Source organism: Nitrospirillum bahiense (assembly GCF_007828025.1).
GTDB lineage: Bacteria > Pseudomonadota > Alphaproteobacteria > Azospirillales > Azospirillaceae > Nitrospirillum > Nitrospirillum amazonense.
Map to the genome: position 1 here is coordinate 17,443 of NZ_VITO01000032.1, position 25,347 is coordinate 42,789.

17 protein-coding genes are annotated in these 25,347 nt (G+C 64.7%); 8 read left to right on the plus strand and 9 right to left on the minus strand.

Annotated elements, in window-relative coordinates:
* The first annotated feature begins 136 nt into the window (after window positions 1-136).
* The 3 genes from FBZ88_RS28415 (at window position 137) to FBZ88_RS28425 (ending at window position 6,912) form a co-directional block, all read left to right on the plus strand.
* Window positions 137-2,812, plus strand: a complete 2,676-nt coding sequence (locus FBZ88_RS28415) for a response regulator (RefSeq protein ID WP_186464646.1) — start codon at window positions 137-139, stop codon at window positions 2,810-2,812.
* Between the two features lie 177 nt (window positions 2,813-2,989).
* Window positions 2,990-5,128, plus strand: a complete 2,139-nt coding sequence (locus FBZ88_RS28420) for a glycosyltransferase family 2 protein (protein WP_145620342.1) — start codon at window positions 2,990-2,992, stop codon at window positions 5,126-5,128.
* 8 nt (window positions 5,129-5,136) lie between these two features.
* Window positions 5,137-6,912 carry an HAD family hydrolase gene (locus FBZ88_RS28425; protein ID WP_145620343.1) on the plus strand — a complete coding sequence of 592 codons (1,776 nt, stop codon included), beginning with the start codon at window positions 5,137-5,139 and terminating at the stop codon, window positions 6,910-6,912.
* A 28-nt stretch (window positions 6,913-6,940) separates the two neighbouring features.
* On the opposite strand, the gene FBZ88_RS28430 is transcribed toward FBZ88_RS28425, so the two are convergent.
* The 5 genes from FBZ88_RS28430 to FBZ88_RS28450 all read right to left on the minus strand — a co-directional run bounded on the left by FBZ88_RS28430 (window position 6,941) and on the right by FBZ88_RS28450 (window position 11,335).
* Window positions 6,941-8,101: an AGE family epimerase/isomerase gene (locus tag FBZ88_RS28430; protein WP_145620344.1), complete on the minus strand. Its 1,161-nt coding sequence runs from the start codon at window positions 8,099-8,101 to the stop codon at window positions 6,941-6,943.
* 26 nt (window positions 8,102-8,127) lie between these two features.
* Window positions 8,128-8,886, minus strand: a complete 759-nt coding sequence (locus tag FBZ88_RS28435) for a hypothetical protein (protein ID WP_145620345.1) — start codon at window positions 8,884-8,886, stop codon at window positions 8,128-8,130.
* Window positions 8,887-8,901: 15 nt separating this feature from the next.
* Entirely contained in the window at window positions 8,902-9,759 is an 858-nt protein-coding gene (locus FBZ88_RS28440) for a hypothetical protein (RefSeq protein ID WP_145620346.1), read from the minus strand.
* A 103-nt stretch (window positions 9,760-9,862) separates the two neighbouring features.
* Window positions 9,863-10,618 (minus strand): ABC transporter ATP-binding protein, encoded by a 756-nt coding sequence (locus FBZ88_RS28445; RefSeq protein ID WP_145620347.1) that lies wholly within the window; start codon window positions 10,616-10,618, stop codon window positions 9,863-9,865.
* Between the two features lie 3 nt (window positions 10,619-10,621).
* Entirely contained in the window at window positions 10,622-11,335 is a 714-nt protein-coding gene (locus FBZ88_RS28450) for an ABC transporter permease (RefSeq protein WP_186464647.1), read from the minus strand.
* 967 nt (window positions 11,336-12,302) lie between these two features.
* Between FBZ88_RS28450 and FBZ88_RS28455 the strand changes: the two genes are divergently transcribed.
* From FBZ88_RS28455 to FBZ88_RS28470, 4 genes are all read left to right on the plus strand, one after another.
* Window positions 12,303-14,504 carry a TonB-dependent receptor gene (locus FBZ88_RS28455; protein ID WP_145620349.1) on the plus strand — a complete coding sequence of 734 codons (2,202 nt, stop codon included), beginning with the start codon at window positions 12,303-12,305 and terminating at the stop codon, window positions 14,502-14,504.
* 126 nt (window positions 14,505-14,630) lie between these two features.
* The gene (locus FBZ88_RS28460) at window positions 14,631-15,614 is read left to right on the plus strand and encodes a nucleoside hydrolase (RefSeq protein WP_246138896.1); all 984 of its coding nucleotides are present in this window, start codon (window positions 14,631-14,633) and stop codon (window positions 15,612-15,614) included.
* Window positions 15,615-15,626: 12 nt separating this feature from the next.
* On the plus strand, window positions 15,627-17,807 hold the full coding sequence (locus tag FBZ88_RS28465) for a formylglycine-generating enzyme family protein (RefSeq protein ID WP_145620350.1): 2,181 nt from the start codon (window positions 15,627-15,629) through the stop codon (window positions 17,805-17,807).
* Window positions 17,808-17,977: 170 nt separating this feature from the next.
* A complete protein-coding gene (locus FBZ88_RS28470) occupies window positions 17,978-19,984 on the plus strand; it encodes a hypothetical protein (RefSeq protein WP_145620351.1) in 2,007 nt (668 codons plus the stop codon).
* Between the two features lie 175 nt (window positions 19,985-20,159).
* Here FBZ88_RS28470 and FBZ88_RS28475 read toward each other — a convergent pair whose 3' ends face one another.
* The 4 genes from FBZ88_RS28475 to FBZ88_RS28490 all read right to left on the minus strand — a co-directional run bounded on the left by FBZ88_RS28475 (window position 20,160) and on the right by FBZ88_RS28490 (window position 24,682).
* Complete coding sequence (locus FBZ88_RS28475; protein ID WP_186464648.1) at window positions 20,160-20,807, minus strand: substrate-binding periplasmic protein; 648 nt, start codon at window positions 20,805-20,807, stop codon at window positions 20,160-20,162.
* A gap of 254 nt (window positions 20,808-21,061) precedes the next feature.
* Window positions 21,062-21,844, minus strand: a complete 783-nt coding sequence (locus tag FBZ88_RS28480) for a substrate-binding periplasmic protein (RefSeq protein ID WP_145620353.1) — start codon at window positions 21,842-21,844, stop codon at window positions 21,062-21,064.
* Between the two features lie 164 nt (window positions 21,845-22,008).
* The gene (locus FBZ88_RS28485) at window positions 22,009-22,968 is read right to left on the minus strand and encodes a nucleoside hydrolase (RefSeq protein WP_145620354.1); all 960 of its coding nucleotides are present in this window, start codon (window positions 22,966-22,968) and stop codon (window positions 22,009-22,011) included.
* Window positions 22,969-22,990: 22 nt separating this feature from the next.
* On the minus strand, window positions 22,991-24,682 hold the full coding sequence (locus FBZ88_RS28490; RefSeq protein WP_246138897.1) for an amidohydrolase family protein: 1,692 nt from the start codon (window positions 24,680-24,682) through the stop codon (window positions 22,991-22,993).
* A 358-nt stretch (window positions 24,683-25,040) separates the two neighbouring features.
* Between FBZ88_RS28490 and FBZ88_RS28495 the strand changes: the two genes are divergently transcribed.
* Window positions 25,041-25,313 carry a hypothetical protein gene (locus tag FBZ88_RS28495; RefSeq protein WP_145620355.1) on the plus strand — a complete coding sequence of 91 codons (273 nt, stop codon included), beginning with the start codon at window positions 25,041-25,043 and terminating at the stop codon, window positions 25,311-25,313.
* Window positions 25,314-25,347 lie beyond the last annotated feature (34 nt).

Here is a 25,347-nt window from a genome sequence, read left to right on the forward strand (position 1 = left end):
GGCCGGCCACGCGAGCAATTTACTGCCAAAGATAGTCCGTGCGTCCCAACTTGAACGCTGCTCGCAGGGCAAGGTGCACGTATAGTGGCGCATGGGTATGGCTAGGTTCGATGGCTTGAGCGTGAAAGAGGCAGGCGTGACCCGGTCGGAGTCCGAGGCGGACCGTATCCGTGCGTTGGAGCATCAGGTGGAACGCCTGGGCGAAGTGGTGCTCACCCAATCCCTGCTGGCCGATTCCGAATTGGATCTCGACGCCTTCATGCAGACGGTGGTGGATCGCCTGCAACGCCTGATGCACGCCAAGGGCGCGGTCGTCGAACTGGCGGAGGGCGACGACATGGTCTATCGCGCCGCCAGCGGGGCCGTGTCGCAGTTCGTCGGTGTGCGCCTGAAACGCAAGGGCAGCCTGTCCGGCTATTGCGTCGAGACCGAGAAGGTCCTGATGTGCCGGGACAGCGAGACCGATGACCGCGTGGACCGCAACGCCTGCCGCATGGTGGGGGTGCGCTCCATGATCTGCGCGCCCCTGTCCGAGGCGGGCCGTGTGGTCGGCGTGCTGAAGGTCATGGGCACGGAACCCGACGCCTTCACGGCCGAGGATGTGGCCCTGCTGCAAATGATGGCCAAGGCCTTGGGCGGCGCTCTGGGCAAGCAGCTCAGCTTCCATGAGAAGCAGATGCTGTTGGAGGAACGGACGGCCACCGTCGCCCGGCTGGAGGTCGAGGTGGCGGAGCGCCGCCGGGCCGAGGCCACCCTGCAGCACCAGGCGCTGGAGATGGCCACCCTGGCGGAGCAGCGTGACCAGGCCCGCCTGGCGGCCGAGGCGGCCAGCCGCGCCAAGTCGGAATTCCTGGCCAACATGAGCCACGAGATCCGCACCCCCATGAACGGCGTGCTGGGCATGGCCCAGCTGATCCTGGATACGCCGCTGGATGCGGAGCAGCGGGTGCTGGCCGCTGCCATCCATGACAGCGGTGAGATGCTGCTGTCGATCATCAACGATATCCTGGACGTCTCCAAGCTCGAGGCCGGCAAGGTCGAGCTGGAGGAGATCGACTTCTCCATGGATGAGCTGGCGGACAGCGTCACCATGCTGCTGTCGCCCAAGGCGGCGGAGAAGGACCTGGACCTGGTCTGCTATGTAGAGGACGCGGCGCGCGGCGCCTATCGCGGCGATCCCACCCGACTGCGCCAAATCCTGGCCAACCTGGTGTCCAACGCCATCAAATTCACCACCACCGGCAGTGTCGCCATCGAGATCGGCCAGGAACCCGGCGCCGCCAAGGGCGCGGATGGCCGCCGCCGGCTGCGCATCGCCGTCAGCGACACGGGCATTGGCATCCCCGAGGAACAGCGTGCGCGCCTGTTCCAGAAGTTCAGCCAGGCCGACAGCTCCATCACCCGCCGCTTCGGCGGCACGGGCCTGGGCCTGTCCATCTGCCGCCAGCTGGTGGAGCTGATGGGGGGCGAGATCGGCGTCAACAGTGTTCCCGGCCAGGGCAGCACCTTCTGGTTCACCGTGCCCTTGCGACCGGTGGCCGCCACCCTGATGGACCAGGACACCTTGGTGGACGGCATCAAGGGCCTGCGGGTGCTGGTGGTGGACGACATCCCCCTGCACCAGAAGATCTTGAGCCGCGCGCTCAGCGACCTTGGCCTGGTGGTCAGCCTTGCCGATGGCGCCGCGTCCGCCCTGGCGGCGCTTGAAAGAAGCTGGGAAGCGGGCCGTCCGCCCGACCTGGTGCTGGTCGACTTTTCCATGGCGGATGTCCGGGGTGATGAGCTGGGCCAGCGCATTCGCAACGACAGCCGTTTCGCCGAAACCAAGCTGGTGTTGATCTCATCCTTCGGAGTGATGGACCGGGGCAGCGCCGAAGTCCACGTCTTCGCCGCCGTACTGGCCAAGCCGGTGCGCCGGCAGACCTTGCTGGACGTGTTGAGCCGCCTGTTCCTGAGCCAGGTGGCGGCCTCTCCGGTGAAGCCCGACCCGGCCAAGGTGGGCACCGGCGCCGGCCGCCGCGTGCTGCTGGTGGAAGACAACCAGATCAACCAGCAGGTGGCGCTGCTGATGCTGCGCAAGGAGGGGTACGAGGTCACCCTGGCCGAGGATGGCGAGGATGGCGTGCGCGCGGCGACCGCGCCGGGGGTCATTTTCGACCTGATCCTGATGGACGTGCAGATGCCGCGCATGGACGGGCTGGAGGCCACGCGCCTCATCCGTGCGCACCAAGGCAGCGTGCGGGTGCCCATCATCGCCCTGACGGCCAACGCCATGGCCGGCATGCGCGAGGAATATCTCGACGCCGGCATGGACGACGTTGTGGCCAAGCCCTTCGACCAGCGCAAGTTCCTGGGCGCCGTGGCGCGATGGACCAAAGCCTCGCCCCACGAAGCGGCGCCGGCTATGACGGCCAGTCCGCTGCCGACGGCCACGGTCCTGGATGAAAGCGTGCTGCAGCGGCTGGAGCTTATCGCCGGCCGTGAGCAGTTCCAGAGCCTCGTCGGCAGCTTGGTGACGCATGGGGGCGAACGCCTGGACCGGGTGGCGGCGCTGCGCGCCCGCGGCGACATGGACGGACTGCGCGCCGAGGCTCACGACCTCATCTCCACCGCCGGAAGTGCCGGCCTCAAGCAACTGCAGGCGCTGGGCGAGGCGCTGCACGCCGCCTGTGCCGCCCCGGACCGGCAGCGCGACCGGGTGCTGTCGCTGGCCGACGCCGCGGTCGCGGCGGGGCGGGAGGGCTGGGCCGCGGTCTCACGGCGGTTCGGCGGACCGGGCCCGGCCACCGCGGTGGTCGGCCGACGGGATTGAAGAGCGCACATTACTGCGCCGTATAGGTCGGCGGGGGCCGTTTGTTGACAGCACTACCTGATCCATATAGCGTTCCGCCAGGCCATCCCCCTTGCGGGTTGTCAAGTAAAGAGTGGTGTCTTTTCCTTGTTATGCCGCAAGTCTGCCGCAAAATTGAAATAATGGTCTGAGCTGACGATGACACTCTCTAGTACGCCAGTCCTGCACGACGAGGGCGACGCGGTGCGTATTCTGGCGGAGCGGGATGACGAAATCGCAAAACTGACGCGAGCCCTGGCGGATCGCGATCGGACCATTGCGTATCTTAACCAGCTCGCCGGGACGCGCGGGCGTTCTTTGCAGGATGTGGAAGCAACGAACGTCGCGTTACGGGCTGAACTGGCACGGACCTATCAGTCGCGCAGCTGGCGGCTGACCGGCCCCTTGCGTTGGCTGTTGCGCCGGACGTTCCAGGGGCGCGCCGCGATGGCCACGCTGCTGTGGGGCTTCAGGCGCCGGGGCCTGAAGGCAACCCTCATGGACGTTCGCCGGATTCGGTATGACCATGGCATCACCGGTGTCAAATTCTGGCTGCTGAACGGTGTGGCGCCGGGCGGGGCGGCGCAAGGCGAACCGGGCACTGATCTGGCTGCGGCCAGAGGGGCCTTGGCAGACGTGCGCGGACCCGACGGCTATGTCTATCGCGCGTCGCGCCCGCCTGCGGATCTGGACGCGCGGCTCAAGGACCTCTCCACCACCTTTTCCATCGTGGTGCCCGTCTACAACACGCCGCCGGCCTTGCTTGAGGCTGCCGTCCGCTCGGTGGAGCGGCAATGGTATCCTCATTGGCAGCTGGTGCTGGTGGATGACGCCAGTCCCAATCCGGCGACACGGGCGGCGTTGGAGCGGCCGCGCGATCCCCGCGTCACCATCTTGCGGCAGGCAGCCAATCAGGGCATCTCTGGCGCCACCAACGCCGGCCTGGCAGCCGCCACGGGCGATTTCGTCGTCTTCCTCGACCACGACGATGAGCTGACGGCCGACTGCCTGTATGAGCTGGCGTTGTGCATCGCGGCACACGATCCGGACTTCGTCTATAGCGACGAGGACAAGATCACCGAGGATGGCCGGTTCACGCAGCCGTTCTTCAAGCCTGACTGGTCGCCCGACACGATGATGAGCACGATGTACACGTGCCACGTCAGCTGCGTCCGGCGCAGCCTGTTGAATGAGCTGGGGGGGCTTCGACCGGAATATGATGGCTGCCAGGATTGGGATCTGGTCCTGCGCCTGGCGGAGAGGACCACACGCATCCAGCACGTGACCAAGGTGCTCTACCATTGGCGCATCATTCCGCAGTCCACAGCGGCCGATCTGAACGCCAAGCCCTACGTCGTGTCCGTGTCTGAACGCTTGCGTGCCGACACCTTGGCACGCCGCGGCCTGAAGGGCACGCTGGAGCCTCTGCCTCAGTTGCCCAGCTATCACCGGGTGCGCTACGACATCCGGGGCACGCCCACCATCTCCATCATTATCCCCTCGCGCGACAACCAGCCGGTGCTGTCGGCCTGTCTTGACAGCATCCGCGCCCGGTCCAGCTATGATCGATATGAGGTTGTGGTGCTGGATAACGGCAGCCGGGAGCCTGCCACGCTGGGCTACCTGAACCGTATCCGGGCGTGGCCCGGGGTAAAGGTCATCCGCCACGACGCCCCATTCAACTATTCGGAACTGAACAACCTGGGCGTCGCCGCCGCCACAGGGGACATCCTGCTGTTCCTGAACGATGATACCGAGGTGTTGACGACCGACTGGCTGGAGCGCATGGCGGGCTATGCGCAGCTGGATCACGTTGGCGCCGTGGGGGCCAAGCTGCTGTATCCGGGTGGCGAGCAGGTACAGCATGCCGGCGTGCTGAACCTGTTCAACGGGCCAAGTCATGCCTTCCTGCGGCAGGATCGCAACCACTACGGCTATTTCCTGCGCAACTTGCTGGAATATAACTGGCTGGCCGTGACCGGCGCCTGCCTGATGGTGGAACGGCGCAAGTTCGAAGCGGTGGGCGGATTCGATGAGACCTTGCCCGTCGCCTACAACGACGTGGATTTGTGCATGCGCCTGCATGAGGCTGGCTACTACAACGTCATGTGCCAGGCGGCGGAGTTGATCCACCACGAATCGATCAGCAGGGGTCTCGATTTCGTGTCGCCGGAAAAGATGGCGCGGTTGGAACAGGAGCGGGGCCGGCTTTATGACCGGCATCCCGGCTTGTTCCTGCACGATCCCTTTGGCAATCCCAACCTGCATCCCAACGGCGGCAATTTCGAGATCGCGTGATGACGGCCATGATTGACAGCCTTGACCCGGCCGCCATTTCGGGCGGTCCGTCGCTTGGGGACCAGGTCCTGCATGAGGCCATCATGGCTGCGGGGGCTGTATCGTTCGGTTTTTATGGCACGCTGTTCCATCGCGCCGCCCCCTCGCCGGATGCCGTTTTCGATATGCTGGGGCGGCGCTACTCCATGTCGGGCTTTTCCGCCCAGCGTAAAGCCGCCCAGGCGGAGGCCTTGGACCGGGCGCGCAAGGCAGGCCGCCGGGAAATCACGCTGGCCGGCATTTACGATTGCCTGACCCTGGAGCCGACGCTGGCCGCTTCCATAAAGGCGGCTGAAGTGGCGCTGGAATTGGATCTGCTGTGTCCCGATCCCATCGCGATCGCCGCGCTCCGGCAGGCGCAGGCGTCGGGCTGTCGGGTGCTGATCGTCGCCGACAGCTATATGGGTCGCGCCTTCGTGCGTGACGCGTTGGGCCGCCACGGGCTCGACTCCGTCGCCCTGTTCATCTCCAGTGATTGCAACCTCACGGCCCGGGACGGCGACCTGTTCGATCTGGCCATCGACTATCTGCAATTGCCGCGCGAGCGCGTGCTGCACGTCGGTTGTGACGTGCAAGGCGACGTGGCCCAAGCGCGAGCGAAGGGCCTCGCGGCGGCTCACTATCAGGGCCGCGGCCAAGGCAGCGATATGTCCGTTGGCCCGGTGACTCCCATGTCGGCGGCCTTGCCCGCGGGGACGTTGCCGCCCCGCGATCTAGGGTATCGTGTTGCTGGCCCTGCCGCCGTCGGTTTCCTGAACTGGATCGAACGCCAGGCCAAGCTGGACGACATCCGGCACCTGCTGTTTTGCTCACGGGGCGGCTATCTACTGGAGCGCCTGGTACAGGAAAGCCCGGGCCTCTGGTCCCTGCCGCCCTGCAGTTTCCTCCCCGGGTCCCGGATTGCCTTCGACCTGGCGGCAATGGATGACCTGAACTTCGCCGACTACCTGCCATTCCTGATCTCCAGATCGGACGGTCTGGCGCCGTTCGAGGTGCTGGAGCGCATCGGCGTTCCGGCGCCGGCGCCGGAGGTGATGAAGAAGTATGAGCTGGGGGATGAGATCAGGCTGTCACCGGCGGCGCATCCGCGCCTGCGCGGATTCTTGTTTGAGTATCGATTTGAGATTCTGAAGGTTTGTCGGCGCAACCGCCGGGCCCTCTTCACCTTCATGAGGAATCTACGGCTTGCGCCGGAGACACCCGTGGCTCTGGTCGACCTGGGGTGGGACGGTGCCACGCAGGAAGCGTTCGAAACTGCCTTGAGCGGCATGGTGGACCTGAGCGTCCACGGCTATTCCTTCGGCCTGACGGACGGCGAAGACAGCCGGCGGCGGCGGCGTGCGCGCCGGATGGCGGCCCTGTTCACCGACACCGACGTGGCACCAGCTATTCTGCGGCGCCTGCATGCGAACCGGGCGTCGGTCGGGCTGCTGTTCGATGCCCGAAGCCAGGTCGCCATAGGCCTGGAGGTGATAGGCAATGACGTGCGAGGGGTGGATGATGTGCGGTGGCACCCCGATGCCGCCACCGGCGCCGCGATCTCGGCCATGATCGATGGGGCCATGGCGTTCGTCCAGGATTACGCCGCGGGTCTGGCCGCCGGGGCGGTCCCGCCGCCGGCGCTGGAAATGGCCTGGCCGTTGGTGAACCTCCTGGACCGGCCAGGCTCGCTTGCCCAGGACTTGCGGGCGCTGGCGGATTTCGATCCATGGACGGCCAGCCGGCATCCGCGGCAGGCCAGATAGGAGGGCCTGCCCACCTGGACGCCGCAGATCAAGTGTTCGCGCGGGCGGTTTCCATCGCCGCCAGGAACAGGTGATACGGCGTGCTGCCCGGCAAATCGCGCATGGTGGGCGCGCCAGTCTCATCCTGGGTTTCGATCCAGCGGCCGCTGGCCGGGTCCAGGAAGGCGGCCTGCAAATGGACCGTCAGCCGTTGGGCCAGCGCCTTTGCGGCATCGCCGGCGCTCGTGCCGTGGTGCCGGCGGGCCTGCGACAAGGCTGCCTTGATGGCTTCAGCCACCGGCCAGATGCGGCGGGTACGCAGGATGGGCGCGCCTTGGGGATCCATCTGGTCCATGATGCCCCCGTCGGGCAGGAAGCCATGCGCCACCGCCTTGTCGAACAGGGCGTCGGCCAGGGGCAACACGGACCTGTCGCCGCCCTGGTTGGCGTAACGATCCAGCAGCCAGGCCCATTCGAAATGGTGGCCGGGCTCGACGATATGCCCGGTGATGGGATCGGGCCGCCAATCCTGGGTGAAGAACTCTCCCAGTGTATTCGTCGCGCCGTCAAAAAAGCGGGCCTGGAACAGGCGGATGACGGCGGTCGCCTCCGATAGCCACGCGCCGTCGCCAGTGACCTCATGCAAGGCCAACAGGGCTTCCAGCAGGTGCATGTGCGGGTTCTGGCGGCGCGTCGCGCCGTTGGGGACCCATTCGGCACTTGCCCCTTCCGCCAGGCCGCCCCAGCCGCCGTCCGCCAGCGCCGGCATGGCCAGGCGGTCGTGCATCAGCGCCCAGGTCTCCTGCGCCAGCGTCAGGGCGCGGGGGGCGGCGAAAGCGGCATGGGCGTAGGCTAGGCCAAACAGGACGAAGGCGTGACCGTAAAAGTCCTTGGAGCTGTCCAATGGCTGACCGTCGGGCAGCACCTTGAAGAACCAGCCGCCGTTACGGTCATCCCAAAAATTGCGGACCAGGAAGTCGTAGCCCCGTTCCGCGGCGTCTTGACCGCTGCGATCTCCCGATAACGCGCCATGGGCCAGCACGTACAGCTGCCGGGCCTGCACCATGGACCGCTTGTAGCCCAGGGGCAGGGGCTGTTCCGCCGGATCCAATCGTTCATGGAAGCCGCCATGGACCGTGTCAGCGAACCGGTCGCGGCATAATGGCAGCAGGCGTTCAAAGGCGTGGCGGACGAAGGCGGAAGACGACATGGCGGCCTCTGGCTTGGACGGTTCCCTTATGGGCGGGGGGGGAGCGCCATGGTGAAGGTCAGGGTCACCTGATCGATCTCGCTGGGCGTCGTCGCCGGGGGCGGATGATGTCCATGTCCGCCCACTGGCGCGGCTGGCGCCGGTGGCACTTGCGCCACGCCGCGCACCGTCAGTACCGGCCGCCCCGCGCGGCCCAGCAATTCATACAAAAGCGGTTGGGTGGACGTCAGCGCGGCGCTGGCCTCCAGCGCCTGGATGCGGGCGACCGTTTCCGGCGCTGGGGCTCCCGAGATATGGGCGCCCGGCGCAACCTTGGTAATCGCGGCATCCACATGCTCCACCGGGGCGGTGGTGGGGCAGGCACCCGCCGCCATGCCCGGCGTATTGCCGTCGCAGGTGAGATAGCGGGCCAGCAAGGTGGCCGCCTCGGCCATTTTTTCACGGCCCTCGGGCTTCAGCGCGGCTGCACCGGGCGCGAAGAACTGTGCGGAAGGCAATGTCAGGATGCCTTTGGCGGCGTCGGCCACCACCGCGATGTGCCGGGCTTCCAAATCCTGGCGCAGCGCCTCCACCATGCGGGCGCGCTCCGCCATGATCTTGGCGATGGTCTCCTGGTAGTCTTGCTCCGACTGCTGATCCTGCTGCTTGGGGGTCTCGTCGATGTTGTACATCGACAGGGCCATGAGCATGATCAGGAAGATAAAGACGATGCCGGCCATCAGGTCCGACATGGAAGCGAAGTAGCTTTCCTGGTCGTCCCCGTGTGCCCTGGTTCCCCGTCGCATGGCAGCCTTCCCGTCTTACGGCGCCTGGCCGGCGATATCCGGCTGGGGTGCGGGGGAGAGCGGGAGGCGCGGCGCCGATACCGCGGCGGCCACCCCGTCCTGCGTCCAGTCACCCATCAGGCGATGGGCGGAGATCAGGGGGAAGCAGAGTTCGATGGCGCGGCACAGGTCGTCCAGCGCCGCCTGAACCTTGCGTTGCCAATGGCGGACCACCATCGACGTCACCAGTGACGCGCCGATGCCGACGACGGAACTGACGAACTTCATGGTGGAGGCGGCCAGCAACTGGCCCAGCGCCTGCCGGGCCTGCGCCAGGTCACCCATCTGCAGGCCCTTGCTGGCGAAATACAAGCCGGCCACCAGGCCAAGGAAGGTGAACATCAGGCCCACGCCCACGAAGTAGTTGGGCAAGGCGACGTAGAAGCGGAAATCCAGGCCGCGGCTTTCCATGGCCTCCATGGAAAAATATTCCTGGGGGCGGATGGTGGAGTAAGCGCGCCGCTGGGCACCCTGGCCGGCGTCCAACAATGTGGATTCGAACATCCGCCATTCGTCAATCAGCAGCGGGCTCGATTCCATCAGGCGCTTCATCGATCCGACCCGGCGGTCGTTCGGTTCCCCCATGATCAGCATGGCGGAACTGGTAATGGTCTTCAGAGTGTCCAGCGTGCGGCGGACCTGGCCCGCCCAGAAGCCGCCCAGCAGGGCGACGCAGGCCACCATCATGCCAGCGGCCAGGACCAGGGCGAATTCCGGCTGACCGAACAGGGCCAGGTAAACAGTGGCGAGTGGCTTTGCCAATTCCCGGATGGTCAGGAAAAAGGACGCGGAATCACCACCCTGGCTAAGCCTGAACACAAGGACGGCAAGCACGACGGAGATGCCTGCCCAGACGTATTTTCTGACCATGATCGACGGCTGGTTCCGGAGTGTCCCGGGGCATGCCCTGGGGATTGGGATGGGGCAAGCGGCGGGCTCAGGCCTCTGCCAGCGACTGCTGGTAGACGTCCGCCACCTCTTTCAGCGGACCGTAAGCGATCACGTTGCCGTTACGCAAGTACAGCCCCTTGTTGCACCACCTCTCCAGCAGATCCAGAGAATGGGAGGCCAGCACCATCAGGCTGGACCGCTGCACGAAATCTTCCATGCGTTTTTGGGCTTTGGCCAAGAAATGGCTGTCGCCCGCCGCCAGCCATTCATCCATCAACAGGATCTCGGGCTCGACACAGGTGGACGCGGCGAAGGCCAGGCGCAACATCATGCCGGCGGAATAGGTGCGCACCGGCATGTCGATATACGGACCGAGTTCGGTGAACTCGACCACCTCCTCGACATGGACCTGCATATCCTTGGGATGGATGCCCATGTACATGCCGCGCAGCATGATATTTTCACGACCAGTGGCATCGGGGTTCATGCCCATCTGCACATCCAGCAGCGCGGAAACGCGGCCTTGGGTGTGAAGGGTGCCGCTGGTGGGCTCATAAATCCCGGCCAGGGTCTTGAGCAGCGTCGTCTTGCCCGATCCATTGGGGCCGATCAGCCCGACGCGGTCGCCCTTGTCGATCGTCAGGGTCAGGTGGTTCAGCGCACGGACCAGGATACGATTGGCGGCGTCACGGGCCAGGTTGGTACCCATGGGCGCCGAAAACAGCGCTTTTTTCAGTGAGCGGCCGTTCGCCTGATAGATGGGGAATTCAACCGTGAGGTCTTGCAAATGCAGGGAGGCCATAAATCACACCCAGTAAGCGATCCGGGACCGGAAGCGGCTGAAGAAAACGGCGGTAACCAACAGCCCGCCCACGGTCATGATGCCGACGATCTGCCAGGAGTAGGGGGCGCACGGTTCGCCCAGCAACGGCGCGCGGATGACATCAATGGCGGCGAACAGAGGGTTGAAGTCGCCCACATGTCGATACTTGCCCAGTGTCTCTACAGTCCAGAAAACGGGCGTCACGAAGAAAACGACCTGCAGCAGCGCCGCCACGATTGGGGGCACGTCACGGAATCGGGCGCTCAGCATACCCAGCAGGATGCTGATCCAGAAGCCGTTGATACATAAGAGGATGAGACCCGGTATGACCATCAACGCGTCCCAGCCGATGCCGTGACCCATCATCAGGAAGACGATGGGGATCAGGACGGCGTTATGGCCCAGGATCAGCAGGTTGCGGAAGACGCTGCGCAGCACGTGCACGGTATAAGGCAGGCGAACCTGTTGAATGGCGTGCTGCACCGACATGAAGGCGGAACAGCCATCGGTGATTACCGACGATATGAACTGCCAAATCAGCAGGCCCAGGGTCAGGAAGGGAACATAGCGCTCCGGATCCAGATGGAAAATCTGGGAATAAACGAAGCCCATGGCCGCGATCATGATGGCGGTGCTGAATGTCAGCCACAGCGGGCCCAGCACGGAGCCGCGATAGCGCAGGACGATGTCCTGCATGGCCATGGCGCGCCAAAGCCAATGCTGGCTCATGCCGCTGGCCAAGTCGCGCAACGCCAAGCGCCCCCGATTGGGCTTCGCCGGCCTGGTGGCCTGAACGGGATCCGTTTGGGCGGAAAGCGGCTTACCGGCGACTATCATAGGGAACGCGGCTCCAAAACAAATCTCACCATGCTCTCATCACCCAACTGTGGGTTCACCGGACTTCCTTTGTTCGCCGGTCGCGACGCGACGTCCGTTCGTCGGTCTTGAAGGCGCCATGGCCATAGCCGGACACGGCCCGTGCACTTCGCCGAAACAACTACAGGGCTGAAGGCCTGGCCATGAGCATCCTTGTCGCTGACGGGGTACCATAACCCCGTCCTCCTGTTCCATCTTAAAACCTCAGGCCTCCTCGCCGTTGATTGCGGGGCCGAGCCATCGGCCGGAGGCGGCTGGCCATCAAGGCCCACTGCATCGGGCGGCGGCCGACTGCACTTTTATAGTGTGGCTATTCTAGGGCGCCCGGCCGGCGTATTGCTCGGCGGAGCCTCGGCGGGCAGCCAACCTGTCCAGTTTTAAGAAGGCCTATAAATTTTAAGAAAGCCTATAAATTAGGCAAAATGCCGAATGTCGCCGCCTGAATTGTGGGCAGAGCCCCGACCATGCCGCGCCCCTTTCCTGCGCCTCTGCGTCAATTTGAAACTGGCGCCTTTTTTGCTAGCGACAGGCGAAGGCGTGCGTAGGGGTGCCGCATCGCGGCAACAGTCGCGCATCAAATATGTGCGTTGCGGCAAAATTTCGGTCTGGCCCTCGCTTTCTTGTTGGATTTGAAAGACCTTCGGGAGTAGTGGGGCTGCCGCAAACAAAATCTGCCATGTACCCTCCCCTGGCTGTTCCCAGCCTAGCCTTTTGGCGCGGGGACCGGTGCGACGGGCAACGCAAAAGCAGGTCCGGCAAGGGCCTGGAAAAAGTGAAGGGATCGAGCATGATGAGGGTTGAGAAGAGCCGCGGGCTGAAGTCCGCGCTGCTGGGTATGTCGGCTTTGAGCCTGCTGGGTTTGGCCAGCGTGGCGCAGGCCGCCGATGACAGTTCCGACAAGCTGGACGAGATCATCGTGTCGGCCGAACGCCGGCCGGCGCTGGAGCGTGAGGTGCCGATCGCGGTCACCTCCATCAGCGGGGAAAAGCTGGACGTGCTGAACTCCGGCGGCCAGGACATCCGCTTCCTGGCGGGCCGCGCCCCCAGCCTGCAGGCTGAGTCGTCCTTCGGCCGCACCTATCCCCGTTTCTATATCCGCGGCCTGGGCAACGCCGACTTCGACCCCAACGCCTCCCAGCCGGTGTCGGTGGTGTTCGACGACGTCGCCATGGAAAACCCCATGCTGAAGGCCTTCCCGGTCTTCGACGTCGGTGCGGTGGAAGTGCTGCGCGGTCCCCAGGGCACGCTGTTCGGCAAGAACACCCCGGCCGGTGTGGTCAAGATCGACAGCGCCAAGCCCAGCGACACCTTCGGCGGCTTCGCCGATCTGACCTACGGCAGCTATGACACGGTGAACTTCACCGGCGCCGTGGGCGGCCCCATCGTCAAGGACGTGCTGAAGTACCGCGCCTCGGTCAACCTGCAGCGCCGTAACGACTGGGTGCAGAACGAGGACATCAGCACGAAGAACGACACGGACTTCGAGGGCTATCGCGACCTGGCCGGCCGGTTCCAGCTGGAATACACGCCCAATGAGAACCTGGACGTCCTGCTGAACGTCCATGGCCGCCAGCTGGACGGGTCCGCCCGCCTGTTCCGCGCCAACATCATCCAGAAGGGCACCAACGATCTGGTCCCCGGCTTCGACATCGAAAAGGCCAACCAGGACGGGGCCAACCCGCAGAAGCTGAACTCCTTCGGCTCCAACCTGCACATCGTTTACGATGCCGGCCCCGTCACCGTCACCTCGGTCAGCGGTTATGAGCGTGCCAACGTGTTCAGTCGCGGCGACATCGACGGGGGCGTGCCCTCCGACGTGCCGTTCTCGGTGGAAACCGGCGGCTACAACTCCCCGCGAGAGCTGAGCCAGGAAGTGCGCTTCGCCTCCAACGACCTGGGGCCTTGGCTGCTGCAGGGCGGCCTGTACTATTTCAACTCCTACCTCGCCGGTAAGGATTACGACTACATCACCGCCACCGGCGCCATCGATGATCAGGTCCGCCACAAGGACCGCAGCGAGACCGACGGCGTCTTTGGTTCGGTGAAGTACAAGGTCACCGATGCCCTGACCCTGGGCGGCGGTGTGCGCTATTCACACGACAACAAGTCGGTCGAATCCATCCGTGACTTCGGCTACACCGGCCCGATCTACCTGCGCACCAGCGTCAACGGCGGCAACGCCTCCTGGGACGTGTCGGCCGACTATGCCATCAACAGCGACGTGAACGCCTTCGTCCGCGTGGCGACCGGCTATCTGGCCCCGTCCATCCAGGACCGTATCACGTTCGCCAACTCCACCTCGACCGCGAAGGCCGAGACCACCATCTCGTATGAGGCGGGTGTCAAGTCGTCGCTGTTCGACAAGCGCGCCAGCTTCAACCTGACCGGCTACTACTACGACACCAGCGACATGCAGCTGACCGCCGTGGGTGGCGCCAGCAACACCGCCCGCCTGCTGAACGCCGACCACGCCGTCGGCTACGGCGTGGAAGCGGAGCTGGAGGCCAAGCCGGTGGAGCACATGCTGGTCACCTTCGGCGGCAGCTACAACCACACCGAAATCCAGGACCCGAACGTGTCGGTCGCCACCTGCGGCGGCGGCTGCACCGTGACCAACGCGCTGAACGCCCAGGGCAATGCCCTGCTGGACGGCAACCCGCTGCCCGAGGCGCCGGAATGGGTGCTGAACGCCACCTTCCGCTATGGCGTGCCGGTCGGCGACAAGGGCGAGGTGTTCTTCTACACCGACTGGGCCTACCGCAGCGAGGTCAACTTCTTCCTGTACAAGTCGACGGAGTTCACCGGCAAGTGGCTGCTGGATGGCGGCCTGCGCCTGGGCTACAAGAACGACGATGGCTATGAGGTCGCGGCCTTCGTCCGCAACGTGTTGGATCAGGTGCGCGTCATCGGCGCCATCGACTTCAACAACCTGACGGGCATGGTCAACGAACCCCGCATCATCGGTGTTCAGGCCAAGTACTCGTTCTAATACCCCTGGCATCTTCCCGGCGGCGCTGGCCGCTGCCGGGAAGGCGTGACAGGATCTGTTCCAGGGGCCCGGCCGTGGCAGCGGCGGGCCCCTGTTTCTACCCGGCCGGCCGCAAAGGCATTTCCCATGACCCGGATCGCTTTCCTGTTCCGTTGCCTGCGCGCGGGCGCGCTGGGCGCCGTTCTTCTGACCACTCCAGCCATCGCCAAGGAGGGCGCGCCCCTCAAGGAAAAGGTCATCATCGATACCGACATCGGTGATGACATCGACGACGCCTTCGCCCTGGCGGCGGCGCTGAATGATCAGCGCCTCGACATCCTGGGCGTGACGGCGGCCTGGGGCGACACGGGCCTGCGTGTGCGCCAGCTGCAGCGCCTGCTGGCCATCGCCGGCCGCGCCGACGTGCCCGTCGCGCAGGGGCCCGCCACGGCCAACACCACGCCCTATACCCAGAGGCGCTGGGCGGAGAGGCAGCCGGCGCCGGCCGCGCCCGTGCCGTCCGCGGTGGACTTCATCCTGGAGCAGGCGCGTCGTTACCCGGGGCAGGTCACGCTCATCTCGCTGGCGCCGCCCAGCACTCTGGGCGCCCTGATCGATCGCGATCCCGCCGGCTTCGCCAAGCTGAAGCGCGTGGTGATGATGGGCGGCTCGGTCTATGCCGGCTACGACGACACCGGCTACGGCCCGCTGAAGGGCCCGACGCCGGAGTACAACATCTATTCCGACATCGCTTCGGCCAAGAAGCTGTTCGCCAGCGGCGTGCCCCTGGTGGTGATGCCGCTCGACAGCACCCGGCTGAAGCTGGATGAGGTGAAGCGCGACCTGCTGTTCGCCGCCGGCACGCCCATGACCGACGCCCTGGCCCTGATGTATCACCAGTGGCGCCACCTCAACGGCTGGGGCCAGATCACGCCCACGCTGTTCGACCTGGTGCCTGTAGCCTATGTCCTGGATCCCAGGCTGTGCCCCACGACGCCCCTGCGCCTGGTCGTGGGCGACAAGGGGGAGACGACGCCGGCGCCAGGCCCCGCCAATGCGCAGGTGTGTCTGAAGGAGGACAAGGAGGGCATCCTGGATCTGCTGATGAACGGCCTGCTAGCCCGGCAGTAGGAGTGACATCTCATGCGCCGCCTGCTGGCTGCCGCTTTTCTAGCTATGCTTGTGACCGGCACCGCCGGGGCGCAGGACACCCAGGCGGTGCCCTACGGCAGCTGGAAACAGCTGATGATCAACGGCCCCGCCTGCCTCACTTGGCGGGAGGCTTGGGAGGGTGGAACGCGGGAGTGCGCGAACGCGGATTACGAGGCCTGGCTGGCGGACATACGTCACTGGCGCCAGGAACGGCGCATCCGCATCGGCTATGACCCCGCCCGCTATGCTGATCCCCGCCTGGCCTGGACGCGCACCAGCTTCGTTCAGACCCAGATGATGGTGGAGGATCGCTATTTCTATGATCCGGTGGCCGGCCGCTATACCGTCGATCGCTACCTGGATGACCTGACGGCCCGCTTCGGTGGCATCGACGCCGTGCTGCTGTGGCCCGACTATCCCAATATGGGCATCGATGACCGCAACCAGCTGGACCAGGTGGCCGACCTGCCGGGCGGGCTGCCGGCGGTCAAGGCCATGGTGGCGGATTTTCACCGCCGGGGCGTGCGCGTGCTGCTGCCCATGATGATGTGGGACCAGGGCACCCGCGCGCCGGACCGTCCCTGGCCGCAGGCCATCGCCGAAATGGCCAGGGAGATCGGCATCGACGGCATCAACGGCGACACTCAGGACGGCGTGCCCCTGGCGTTTTCCCTGGCGGCCGACAAGGCCGGCCACCCCCTTGCCTTCCAACCGGAGGGGGTGCTGGCGGATGAGGCCGTGGCCTGGGATCTGATGTCCTGGGGACAATACACCTTCGCGCCCGTACCCAAGGTTGACCGCTACAAGTGGCTGGAGCCCCGGCACATGGTCAACATTTCGGACCGCTGGGCCCGGGACAAGACCGACGACCTGCACTACGCCTTCTTCAACGGCGTCGGATGGGAGGCATGGGAGAACGTCTGGGGCATCTGGAACGGTATCAGCGCCCGCGATGGCGAGGCGATGCGCCGCGTGGCGACCCTGGAGCGGGGCCTGGGGCCGCTGCTGTCCGGGCCAGACTGGCAGCCCTTTTACCCCACCCGCGCCGCGGGGGTGTACGCCAGCCGCTGGCCGGGTGCGGACGGCCGGGTGGCCTGGACCATCGTGAACCGCAACGACCATCCGCTGGACCAGACGGTGCTGGCCGTACCGGCGGATGGGACGGCGCTGCGGTATTTCGACCTTTACCATGGCGTGGAACTGACGCCGCGGCGGGAGGGTGATCAGCTTCTCCTGTCCTTCCCGCTGGAGGCCCAGGGCTTCGGCGCCGTGCTGGCGCTACCCGGCGCGCCGGACCCCGCCATACGCGGCCTCATGGCGCGCATGAAGGCGCTGACGGCCACGGATCTGGCCAGCCTGCCGCGCGGGTGGGCGCCGCTGCCGCAGCGCCTGGTCGACATCCCGGCCACGCCGCCGGTTGCCACAGCGCCCGAGGGCATGGTGGAAATCCCGGCCGGCGACTTCACCTTCCGCGTCCAGGGGCTGGAGATCGAGGGCGGCACCAGCGCCGGTGTCGATGTGGCCTACCCCTGGGAGGGGGAAGCGCGGCGCTATCACGAACATCGCCTGTCGCTGCCGCGCTTCTTCATGGACCGCTTCCCCGTGACCAACGCGCAGTTCAAGCGCTTCCTGGACGCCAGCGGCTATCACCCCAGAGACGACCGCAACTTCTTGAAGGATTGGAAGGGCGGCACCTATCCCGCCGGCTGGGACGACCGGCCCGTCACCTGGGTGTCGCAGGAGGATGCGCGCGCCTACGCCGCCTGGGCGGGCAAGCGACTGCCGCACGAATGGGAATGGCAGTACGCGGCGCAAGGGCGGGACGGCCGCCGTTATCCCTGGGGCGACACCTGGCGGGATGATGCCGCGCCCGTGCCGGAACGGGGCCGCGCCGTGCGGCCGCCCGATGCCGTGGGCGCCCATCCGGCGGGGGCCAGCCCCTTCGGTGTCCAGGATCTGGTGGGCAACGTCTGGCAGTGGACGGATGAGTACCAGGACGGGCACACCCGCGCCGCCATCCTGCGCGGCGGCAGCCTGTACCAGCCCCAGGGTTCCATCTGGTATTTCCCGCAGGCCTACCGCAACGACCAGCACGGCAAACTGTTGCTGATGGCCCCCTCCCGCGACCGCTCCGCCCTGGTGGGCTTCCGCTGCGTGAAGGATGCGGACTGAGATGGCCGCGTGGAAGGCTTAAGCGGACGACACACCACATTGTATCAGCGGATTTTAACTTTCCAAGATAGGCGCCATCGGGTATGAAATCTGTCTTAATGGATGAAGGCCAGGTGTTTCAGTCCACCGAATGCTGAATTTGACCTTTTCTTTTCCGAAGATGGAATAAAATGATTAAGGATAATTTGAATAATCTGGCGCGACTGCTTTCCAGTAAAAGGAGCTGGGCTCCGATATTATTCTTCATTGTTTCATTTTTTGCCATTATTGTATCTAATTGGCATGTTGTCGGCACTCAATATAATGATGCGGGCGACTTTGCTGCGAATAGCATGTTGATAGCAAAAATGCGAAGCTTCTCGCTCTGGGTGGGAAACTATTCGCGCGTTGGATTCAATCATCCAGGTCCGGCGATATTATATATTCTTGGATTGGGTGAGTTCGTACTATACAGTGGTTTACACTTGGTGGCTTCCCCGCTGTCGGGCCAGTTCGTCGGGGGATTCTTATATAATGCCTTCTGGCTGACAGTCTTGTTCGTAGGCCTATGGAAGATTTACCGGTCCGCCTCGTCGGCGCTTCTTTCAGTATCAATATTCTTAATATTAGTGGTTTGGATTCATTCCCAGTTTCTGAATGGGCTCTGGTTTCCAGATTTGTATTTTTTTCCTTATGCAGCAATGTTCGTTTCGGCCGCACGATTAGCCTCTGGCAAAGGAGATATGCTGCCATTAATGGGGCTTAGTTGCGGATTTCTCATAAATGGCCATGTATCGTTTATGCCCATGCTGGGATTTATATTCATAATTCTGATGTTATACAACGCACTTACTTATTTCAGGATGCCGGAAAATTGTTTGATCCGAAAGGCTTTCTACACAAGGAACGTCCGTGGCGTTGTGGTTTTCGGATTAATTTTGTGCCTTTTCTTTGTGCCGGCCGCAATTGCGACCATCCAGGACTTCCCTGGCCCCTTTGCAGACTACGTGAAATACGGCCAGCACCGAGCCCCTAATCCCTCGGGTGAAGTTATTTTATTTATTTCTCAATATTGGGGGAGTCGTCTTTTTTTCTTTTTTGCTATCGGAGTAAGCGTCATATTTCTTATATTTAGCGCTCATGTGAAGGGCAGTGATCGTATCGATAGCATGCGGTCCCTGGCGGCAGTTATGGTCGCGGCCACTGGGTCGGTTATTTTTTACGCGAAATACGGTGTGGATGACCTGTCTCAGAATTATGTCTGTCTGTTCTATTATTGTGTTTCTTTCCTTTTTATTGCATCCATCCCATTCTGGATTGATTTCCTGGCCGATATGTTCGCCAAGAAAGTACTCTGTGGCGTGATAAGTGCGGTTCTTCTGACGGGGACGGTTATCTATGTCAGTCAGATGCCGAGAAGTGACCTGGGTTACAATCAGCCCGATATCGCCAATATATATCAGGACATTAAAGCCCATAAGAGCGACGCGCGTCTGACATTTGATCTTGTGCCCGGGAAGGATGATTGGGGTTATATTTGGACTGTTCTTGCCGGCGTTGGGGCGCATGCAGCTCGCCGGGATGAGGACCTGTTCTGTGTGAATCAGAATTGGCATATCCTCTTTACTAAGGAAAAAAAATGCCGCCCCGATGAATTGGAACATAACCCTCGCTATCTGGTGGGCAGCAACTTGGGGTCACAGTACCGTGCGCAGGCGGGCGATTTCCAGAGTGGCGGTTTGTTGTTCCAGCGGTGGGCACTTCCGGAGCTTCCGGATGGCTCCATGCTGACGGTGAATGATAATAAGTATGACTATAACCGATATATATTGGCTTCAGGATGGTCTTCCGCCGAGGGCAGTTTCGTTTTTATGACGGCGCCCGAGGCTCATCTTACCTTCAAGGCGACACAGCTAGATTCCGGTATTGTGATGTTGGATTTGGGCGCGTACCTGCCGAAGTCCGATTCAAGTCAGTCGATGGTAATTAGCGTCAATGACGGGCCGCCTGTTTCGGTGACGTTTTCGTCGTCTCACCCTTTCCAACGTGTCCGCGTTCCTTTCAATAACCCGACCCATACGGTGTTGGATGTCAAAATAATTGACCACGATCTAATTTCGCCGGCTACCGTCGGGTTATCCGCGGATACACGATCCCTGGGTGTCAGTCTGACTGCAATAGGGGTCGAGGCGCAGTAAAATTTGCGTCTGAAAGACTGGTCGGTATCACTGGGGATCGGGGCCTTCACCTTGAAGAGGTGAGTGGTGGCAGATCAACGCGACTGGCTCCAACTTTCATCTCCTCACATCGGCTATGAGGTGCTTCGGCATGGCTTAGCCTGGGCTCTCGAACTCCCCAAAGCAAGGCGGCGGTTCATGGCCCAGACGGGCGACCGGCATGTCCCAGGGCGATACGCGCCAGCGTGCCGTCCGCAGCCAAGCGGTCAAGACCGGCATCCAGGCGCTTACGGATCTCAGGATCCAGGTGGCGGGAGAAGACCATATATTGGTCCTCCACCGCCAGTGGATGGGGCAGTATGCGAATCCGCCCGTCCCAGCCGTTGCTCTGGACAACCTCCGTCAGGCCGGGGTTGCGGAAGATGAAGAAGCGGCCCCTGCCGCTCATCAGCTTGCGCAGGTTGGTGTCGCTATGCGCGGCCCAGGCGTCGATGTTGCGGTCCTCGATGCCGGCGCGGTGCAGCCGCTCCAGAAAGGCGGAGCCGGCGTTGACCAGGATGGTGTCGTGTCCATCCGCCAGCGCCGCGCGCAACTCATCGAAGGTGGCGATGGTGGCAGGGTCGTCGGCGCGCACGGCCAGCACCGTTTCCATGCGGATGACGGCGCGGCGGGAATAGAGTATCCGGGCTTCCCGTTCCGCCGTGCGGTAGTAGCCGCAATCCGTGTCCAGCCGGCCCGCCGCCAGTTCCTGCACCGCCCGGTCATGGGTCAGCCAGTCCGTGGACCATACCAGCCGCACGCCGGCCACTTGGCGGCTCAAGGCCAGCAGGATTTCCTCGCACATGGCGGGGGCTTTGGCATCCGATGGTCCGTGGCGCGGGATCCGCAGTTCCAGGACCGGCGTCGGCGGTCCGCTGGGCGCGGGCGACGCGTCCGCTCCCGCCCACGCGCCAAGAAGGGCGATTGTCAGCAGCGCCACGCGCAGCGCCCATGGCCCCATGCCTTTTTGATGTCGGCTTTTCCGGTCCACGCGGGCCCCCCGTTTCCCACGGACGCCAGTCTACACCCTGGTGCGGCGTCTTCTAAGTGCGCCTTCGGTCAGGCCATGCCCAGGCGCACGCGGCGGGCCAGGGCATCCAGGTCGGCGCGATGGGCCAGGATGGCGGCGTCCAGGCTTGCCACCACGGCGGCGCAGTCGGGCAGGCTGCGCCGGATGGCGAGGGTCCGCACCACCGTGCCGAGGAAGGGGCGAGGGGTATAGGCCAGGGCGCCCATCAGGCCGGCGGCGCGGGCCAGATAGCCCATCTGCAGTTCATCATGGACAAAGGCGTCGATACGGCCCGCGGCCAGCATCTTCAGCACGCTGACGGGATCCGGAACCACCGCCAGCGTGGGGATGGTGTCCATGTGCTCCGTCGCCCAGCCGTTGCCGACGTAGCTGCCCAGACGGAAAGCCGCCAGTTCCTCCAGGCTGCCAATCGCCTTGAAACGGTCGTCGTCGCGGCGGTGCCAGATGCCGATGTCGCTGGTCATCACCGGCTGCAGGCAGAACTGGACATAAACGGCGCGGTCAGCGGAGGGTACGGTGCAGAAGCCGTCCGCCTGGCCGGCCCGCACGGTGGCCTGGGCGCGGCCCCAGGGCATCAGGCTGGTGGTCTGGCTATAGCCGGCGGCCGAGGTCACGACGTCCACATCGTCTTTCAGCAGGCCGGTGGCGTTGCCGTCCGCGTCGGCATAGCTGAAGGGCACCACGTTGTCCGCATAGACAAAACGCAAGGGCAGTAGCGCCGCGCGGGCGGCGTGGGGGCCCAGGGCCAGGCCCAAGCCAGCGCAACCGGCCCCCCGCAACAGGGCGCGGCGGTCCATGATGATGCCACTCATCTAGCCCCCCGCGTGTTCGGTCCTGGATGATCGAAGGTGCCGGGACGTGCGTTAACTAACGATCTGGAAACAGGTCGATTCGTATTCCTAATCCGGACAGGCTACACCAGAGGGGCTGTGGGTGAAAGCGCCACCATCGATAGTGGTGATGGCGCCACCCCGGATCAGCGGACGGCGTCCGTCATCATGCGGACGAAACCTTCACGGTCGGCGCGCTTGATGACGCGCATGTTGGGCACCTGGGGCGCAAGGTCCGGATCGGCATCGGCCGCGTCCGGCAGGATGGCGGAGGAGACGCTGGAATAGCCGCGCGTGAGCGTGCCGGCCGTCTCCACGTCCACCACGCAGTCCTCCGCCTCCAGCACCAGGGCCTCATTCAGGGCGCAGGCGCAGGTCAGGGCGTCGGGATGAATGCTGCCGTCAATGCGCTGCCGGTCGCGCGAGAAAGCCAGGCTGTCGCGGTTCACCCGGGTGAAGAACCGGGACACGGGCGTGCCCAGGGCCGCGATGGCGTCCAACTCGGCGCTGGTGATGACACCCTCGACCATGGAGCGCGTCCAGGTCAGCAGGCTGGCCTTGAACCCGGCGTTGACCACGATCTTGGCGGCCTCGGGATCGACGTAGAAATTGAACTCGGCCGCGCTGGTGACGTTGCCCACGGCGTTGTCGGTGCCGCCCATGATCCACAAATGCTTGGTGGCCTGGACGATGGCCGGTTCCTTCATCACCGCCAGCGCCAGGTTGGTCAGGGGCGCCTGGGCGATGATGGTGACCTCGCCGGGGTGGGCGAGGACGGTGTCGATGATGGCGTCGACGGCGTGCTTGGCCTCCGGCCGCTGCTTGGCCGGTGGATAGTTGGCGTCGCTCATGCCGTCCTTGCCGAAGACGTAGGCCGCGTCCAGCGGCTTGCGCATCATGGGCAGCCGGGCGCCCGGGTAGACCGGCACCTCGCCGCCGCGGCCGGCGGCCTCCACCGTGTACAGCGCATTCTCCACGCACTGGTCGAAGGTCACGTTGCCGTGGCAGATGGTGATGGCGTCCAGCGTCACCTTGGGATTGCGCAGGGCCAGTAGCAGGGAAAAGGCGTCATCGCCGGCGGTATCGGTGTCGATCAGAAGGCGCATGGGCGCGGTCTCGCTTCGCTGCTCAGGTGGGGGATAGGCCAAGGGATGCGGCGGTGGTTTTAGGGCCCTGGCCCTGGCCCCACAAGCCGCTTTCGGCCTCGGCGGCCACAGCCGCCTCGAAATCGTGGAAGTCCGCCTCCAGCCGCCATTGCAGGGCGGCCTTCTGGCTCTGATCCAGGAAGGCCTGGCAGGCGGCGGACGGGGTCGTGCCGGGATGATCGGCGGCGCAGGCTGCCACGGGCTGCCCCGGCCCCGCCCACAGGCTGGCACCCGGCAGGAAGGCATGCTCCAGCCCGTTGCGGGAGAAGGTCTTCAGCGTGGCGTAATCCAAGCCATAGGTTCCCGCCGCCCGCACATATTCATGCGTCAGGTCGATGCGCGACACGCCCTCGTCATCGGTGGACAGGGCCAGCGGCACGCCGAAGGCGCGGTAGGCGGTGATGGGGTGGTTACGGCCCTTCACACCCAGGATGACGTCGTTGCTGGTCAGGTTGATCTCCACCAGCACGCCCCTGTCGGCCATGGTCTTCAGCACGTGCTGGGCGTCCGTCTCCTGCCCGATGTCCACGCCGTGGCCGATGCGCTTGGCGCCCGCCACCTCCACCGCCAGGCGGATGTGGTCGCGCAGGTCCTCCGGCGGCACCAGGCCCAGGGCCAATTCGCCGGCGTGCAGCGACAGGTTGGCCGCCGGCATGCGCCGGCCCAGGTAACCCAGCAGGCGCATTTGCAGGCCATAGTCCTTCAGCGTCACCGGATTGTCCTCCGGCGCCACCAGGTTGACGCCGACGAAGCGCGGGTCGGCGGCTGTCAGGGCATAGCCGTACAGGCTTTGCGCAAACACCTGCGGGGCGGGCAGCACGCGGATGACCTGGGCCAGATAGCGTATGCTGACGGCGCAGCCCGGCTGGGCGTCCGCCGTGCCACAGTGCAGAATGTGGCGCATCTGGGCTTCCGCCGCGTCCGTATCGGCCTTCGCGGCGGCGATGATGGCCGGCAGGCCGGGTTCCACCCTGGCGCGCCAGGCCTCGAACGTGGCGGTGTCGCCGGGGATGGAGCCAGGGGCTGGCGTGCCCAGCGGGACCGCCAAGGCCGCCGCCTTGGACATCCCGTTGGACCACATCAGTTCCAGGTACAGCACATGGCTGGCGGCGGCGCGGTTCGCCGCCTCCGCCAGCATCTCGGGCACCCGGGTCTTCAGCGCCGGTTCGAACTTGGCGAAGCTGTCGAAGAAATGGTCGTGCCCGGATGCGGCACCCGCCACGAAGTTGCGCATCGACAGGGCGTTGATCAGCCGGTTGTACAGGCCGACGTCGCGCCGGGCGTCGGCCGCCGGCACCAGGCCGCCGGTGCAGGGGGCGGGCTTCAGCACGAGCGCCTTGGGCTCGATGCACGCCGAGTCCGCCGCCGCCCAGTCCACCATGTTCTCGGCATAGATGCCGCCGCTCATGTGGTTGTGCAGATCGGCGCCCTTGGGCATGCGGCGCAGGAACATCGCCAGCCGCACCGGGTCGGCGCGCAGATGGCCGAACAGCGCGGCCGTTCGGGACTCCGGCGTCTGGGGGGCTTCGGCCGGGGTGGGGGCGGGGGAAACGGGCGCCGGTGCGGCGCCATGGCCGCCATCGGCGGCGCAGGCGGACAGAAGCACCAGGCCACCCACCGCCAGAATGGTGCGGATACGCGTCGCCCAGATACGCCCCGTCTGGGTGCGCCCCATCCGGGTCCGCCCCGGTCGGGTACGCAATGCCCCCTTACTCATGCCCCTCGCCCCTTGTCATTTCACCCGCCCACGGTTGGCGCACCGCCGGGATGGGTCAGGGTCGGGCCGTCGACGCGTCCAGGGGCGGGGGCCACGGGGCGGATACGCCGTTGCCAGTCCAGGGCATTATGGGCGTTGGCGGCCAGCGGTGCCACTGCCCAAATCCGGGAAGACTTTCAAGCCGGGTATGGGTGTCCCGCCATAGCCGCCGGCTATCAAAACGGGATGTTGAACCTTAACCATTGACCGCTAAACTTCCGGCTGATCAGGGCGCTGCCGTCCCGGGGCGTCTTTCCAGCCGTCAGGAGAATCCCAGGTGCGCGCCCTTTCCGCCCTCACCCTTTGCACCCCCCTTGCCGCCTCGCTGCTGCTGTCCCTGCCTGCGGCGGCCCAGAGCGCCCCGCCGGCCGATGCCGACAAGAAGGCGGTGATCCAGCAGCAGAAGGAAAATGAGGACGCGGAAACCCTCTGCCGCGTCATCAAGGACAAGGCCGATTACGACAAGTGCCTGGAACTGTACTTCCTGGATCAGGACCAGTTTCGCGCCTTCCTCGACGCGCACAAGCCCAAGCCCGCGCCCAAGGCCTGAGCCCAAGGCCTAAGAAAGAACAGCCGCCTTGGGC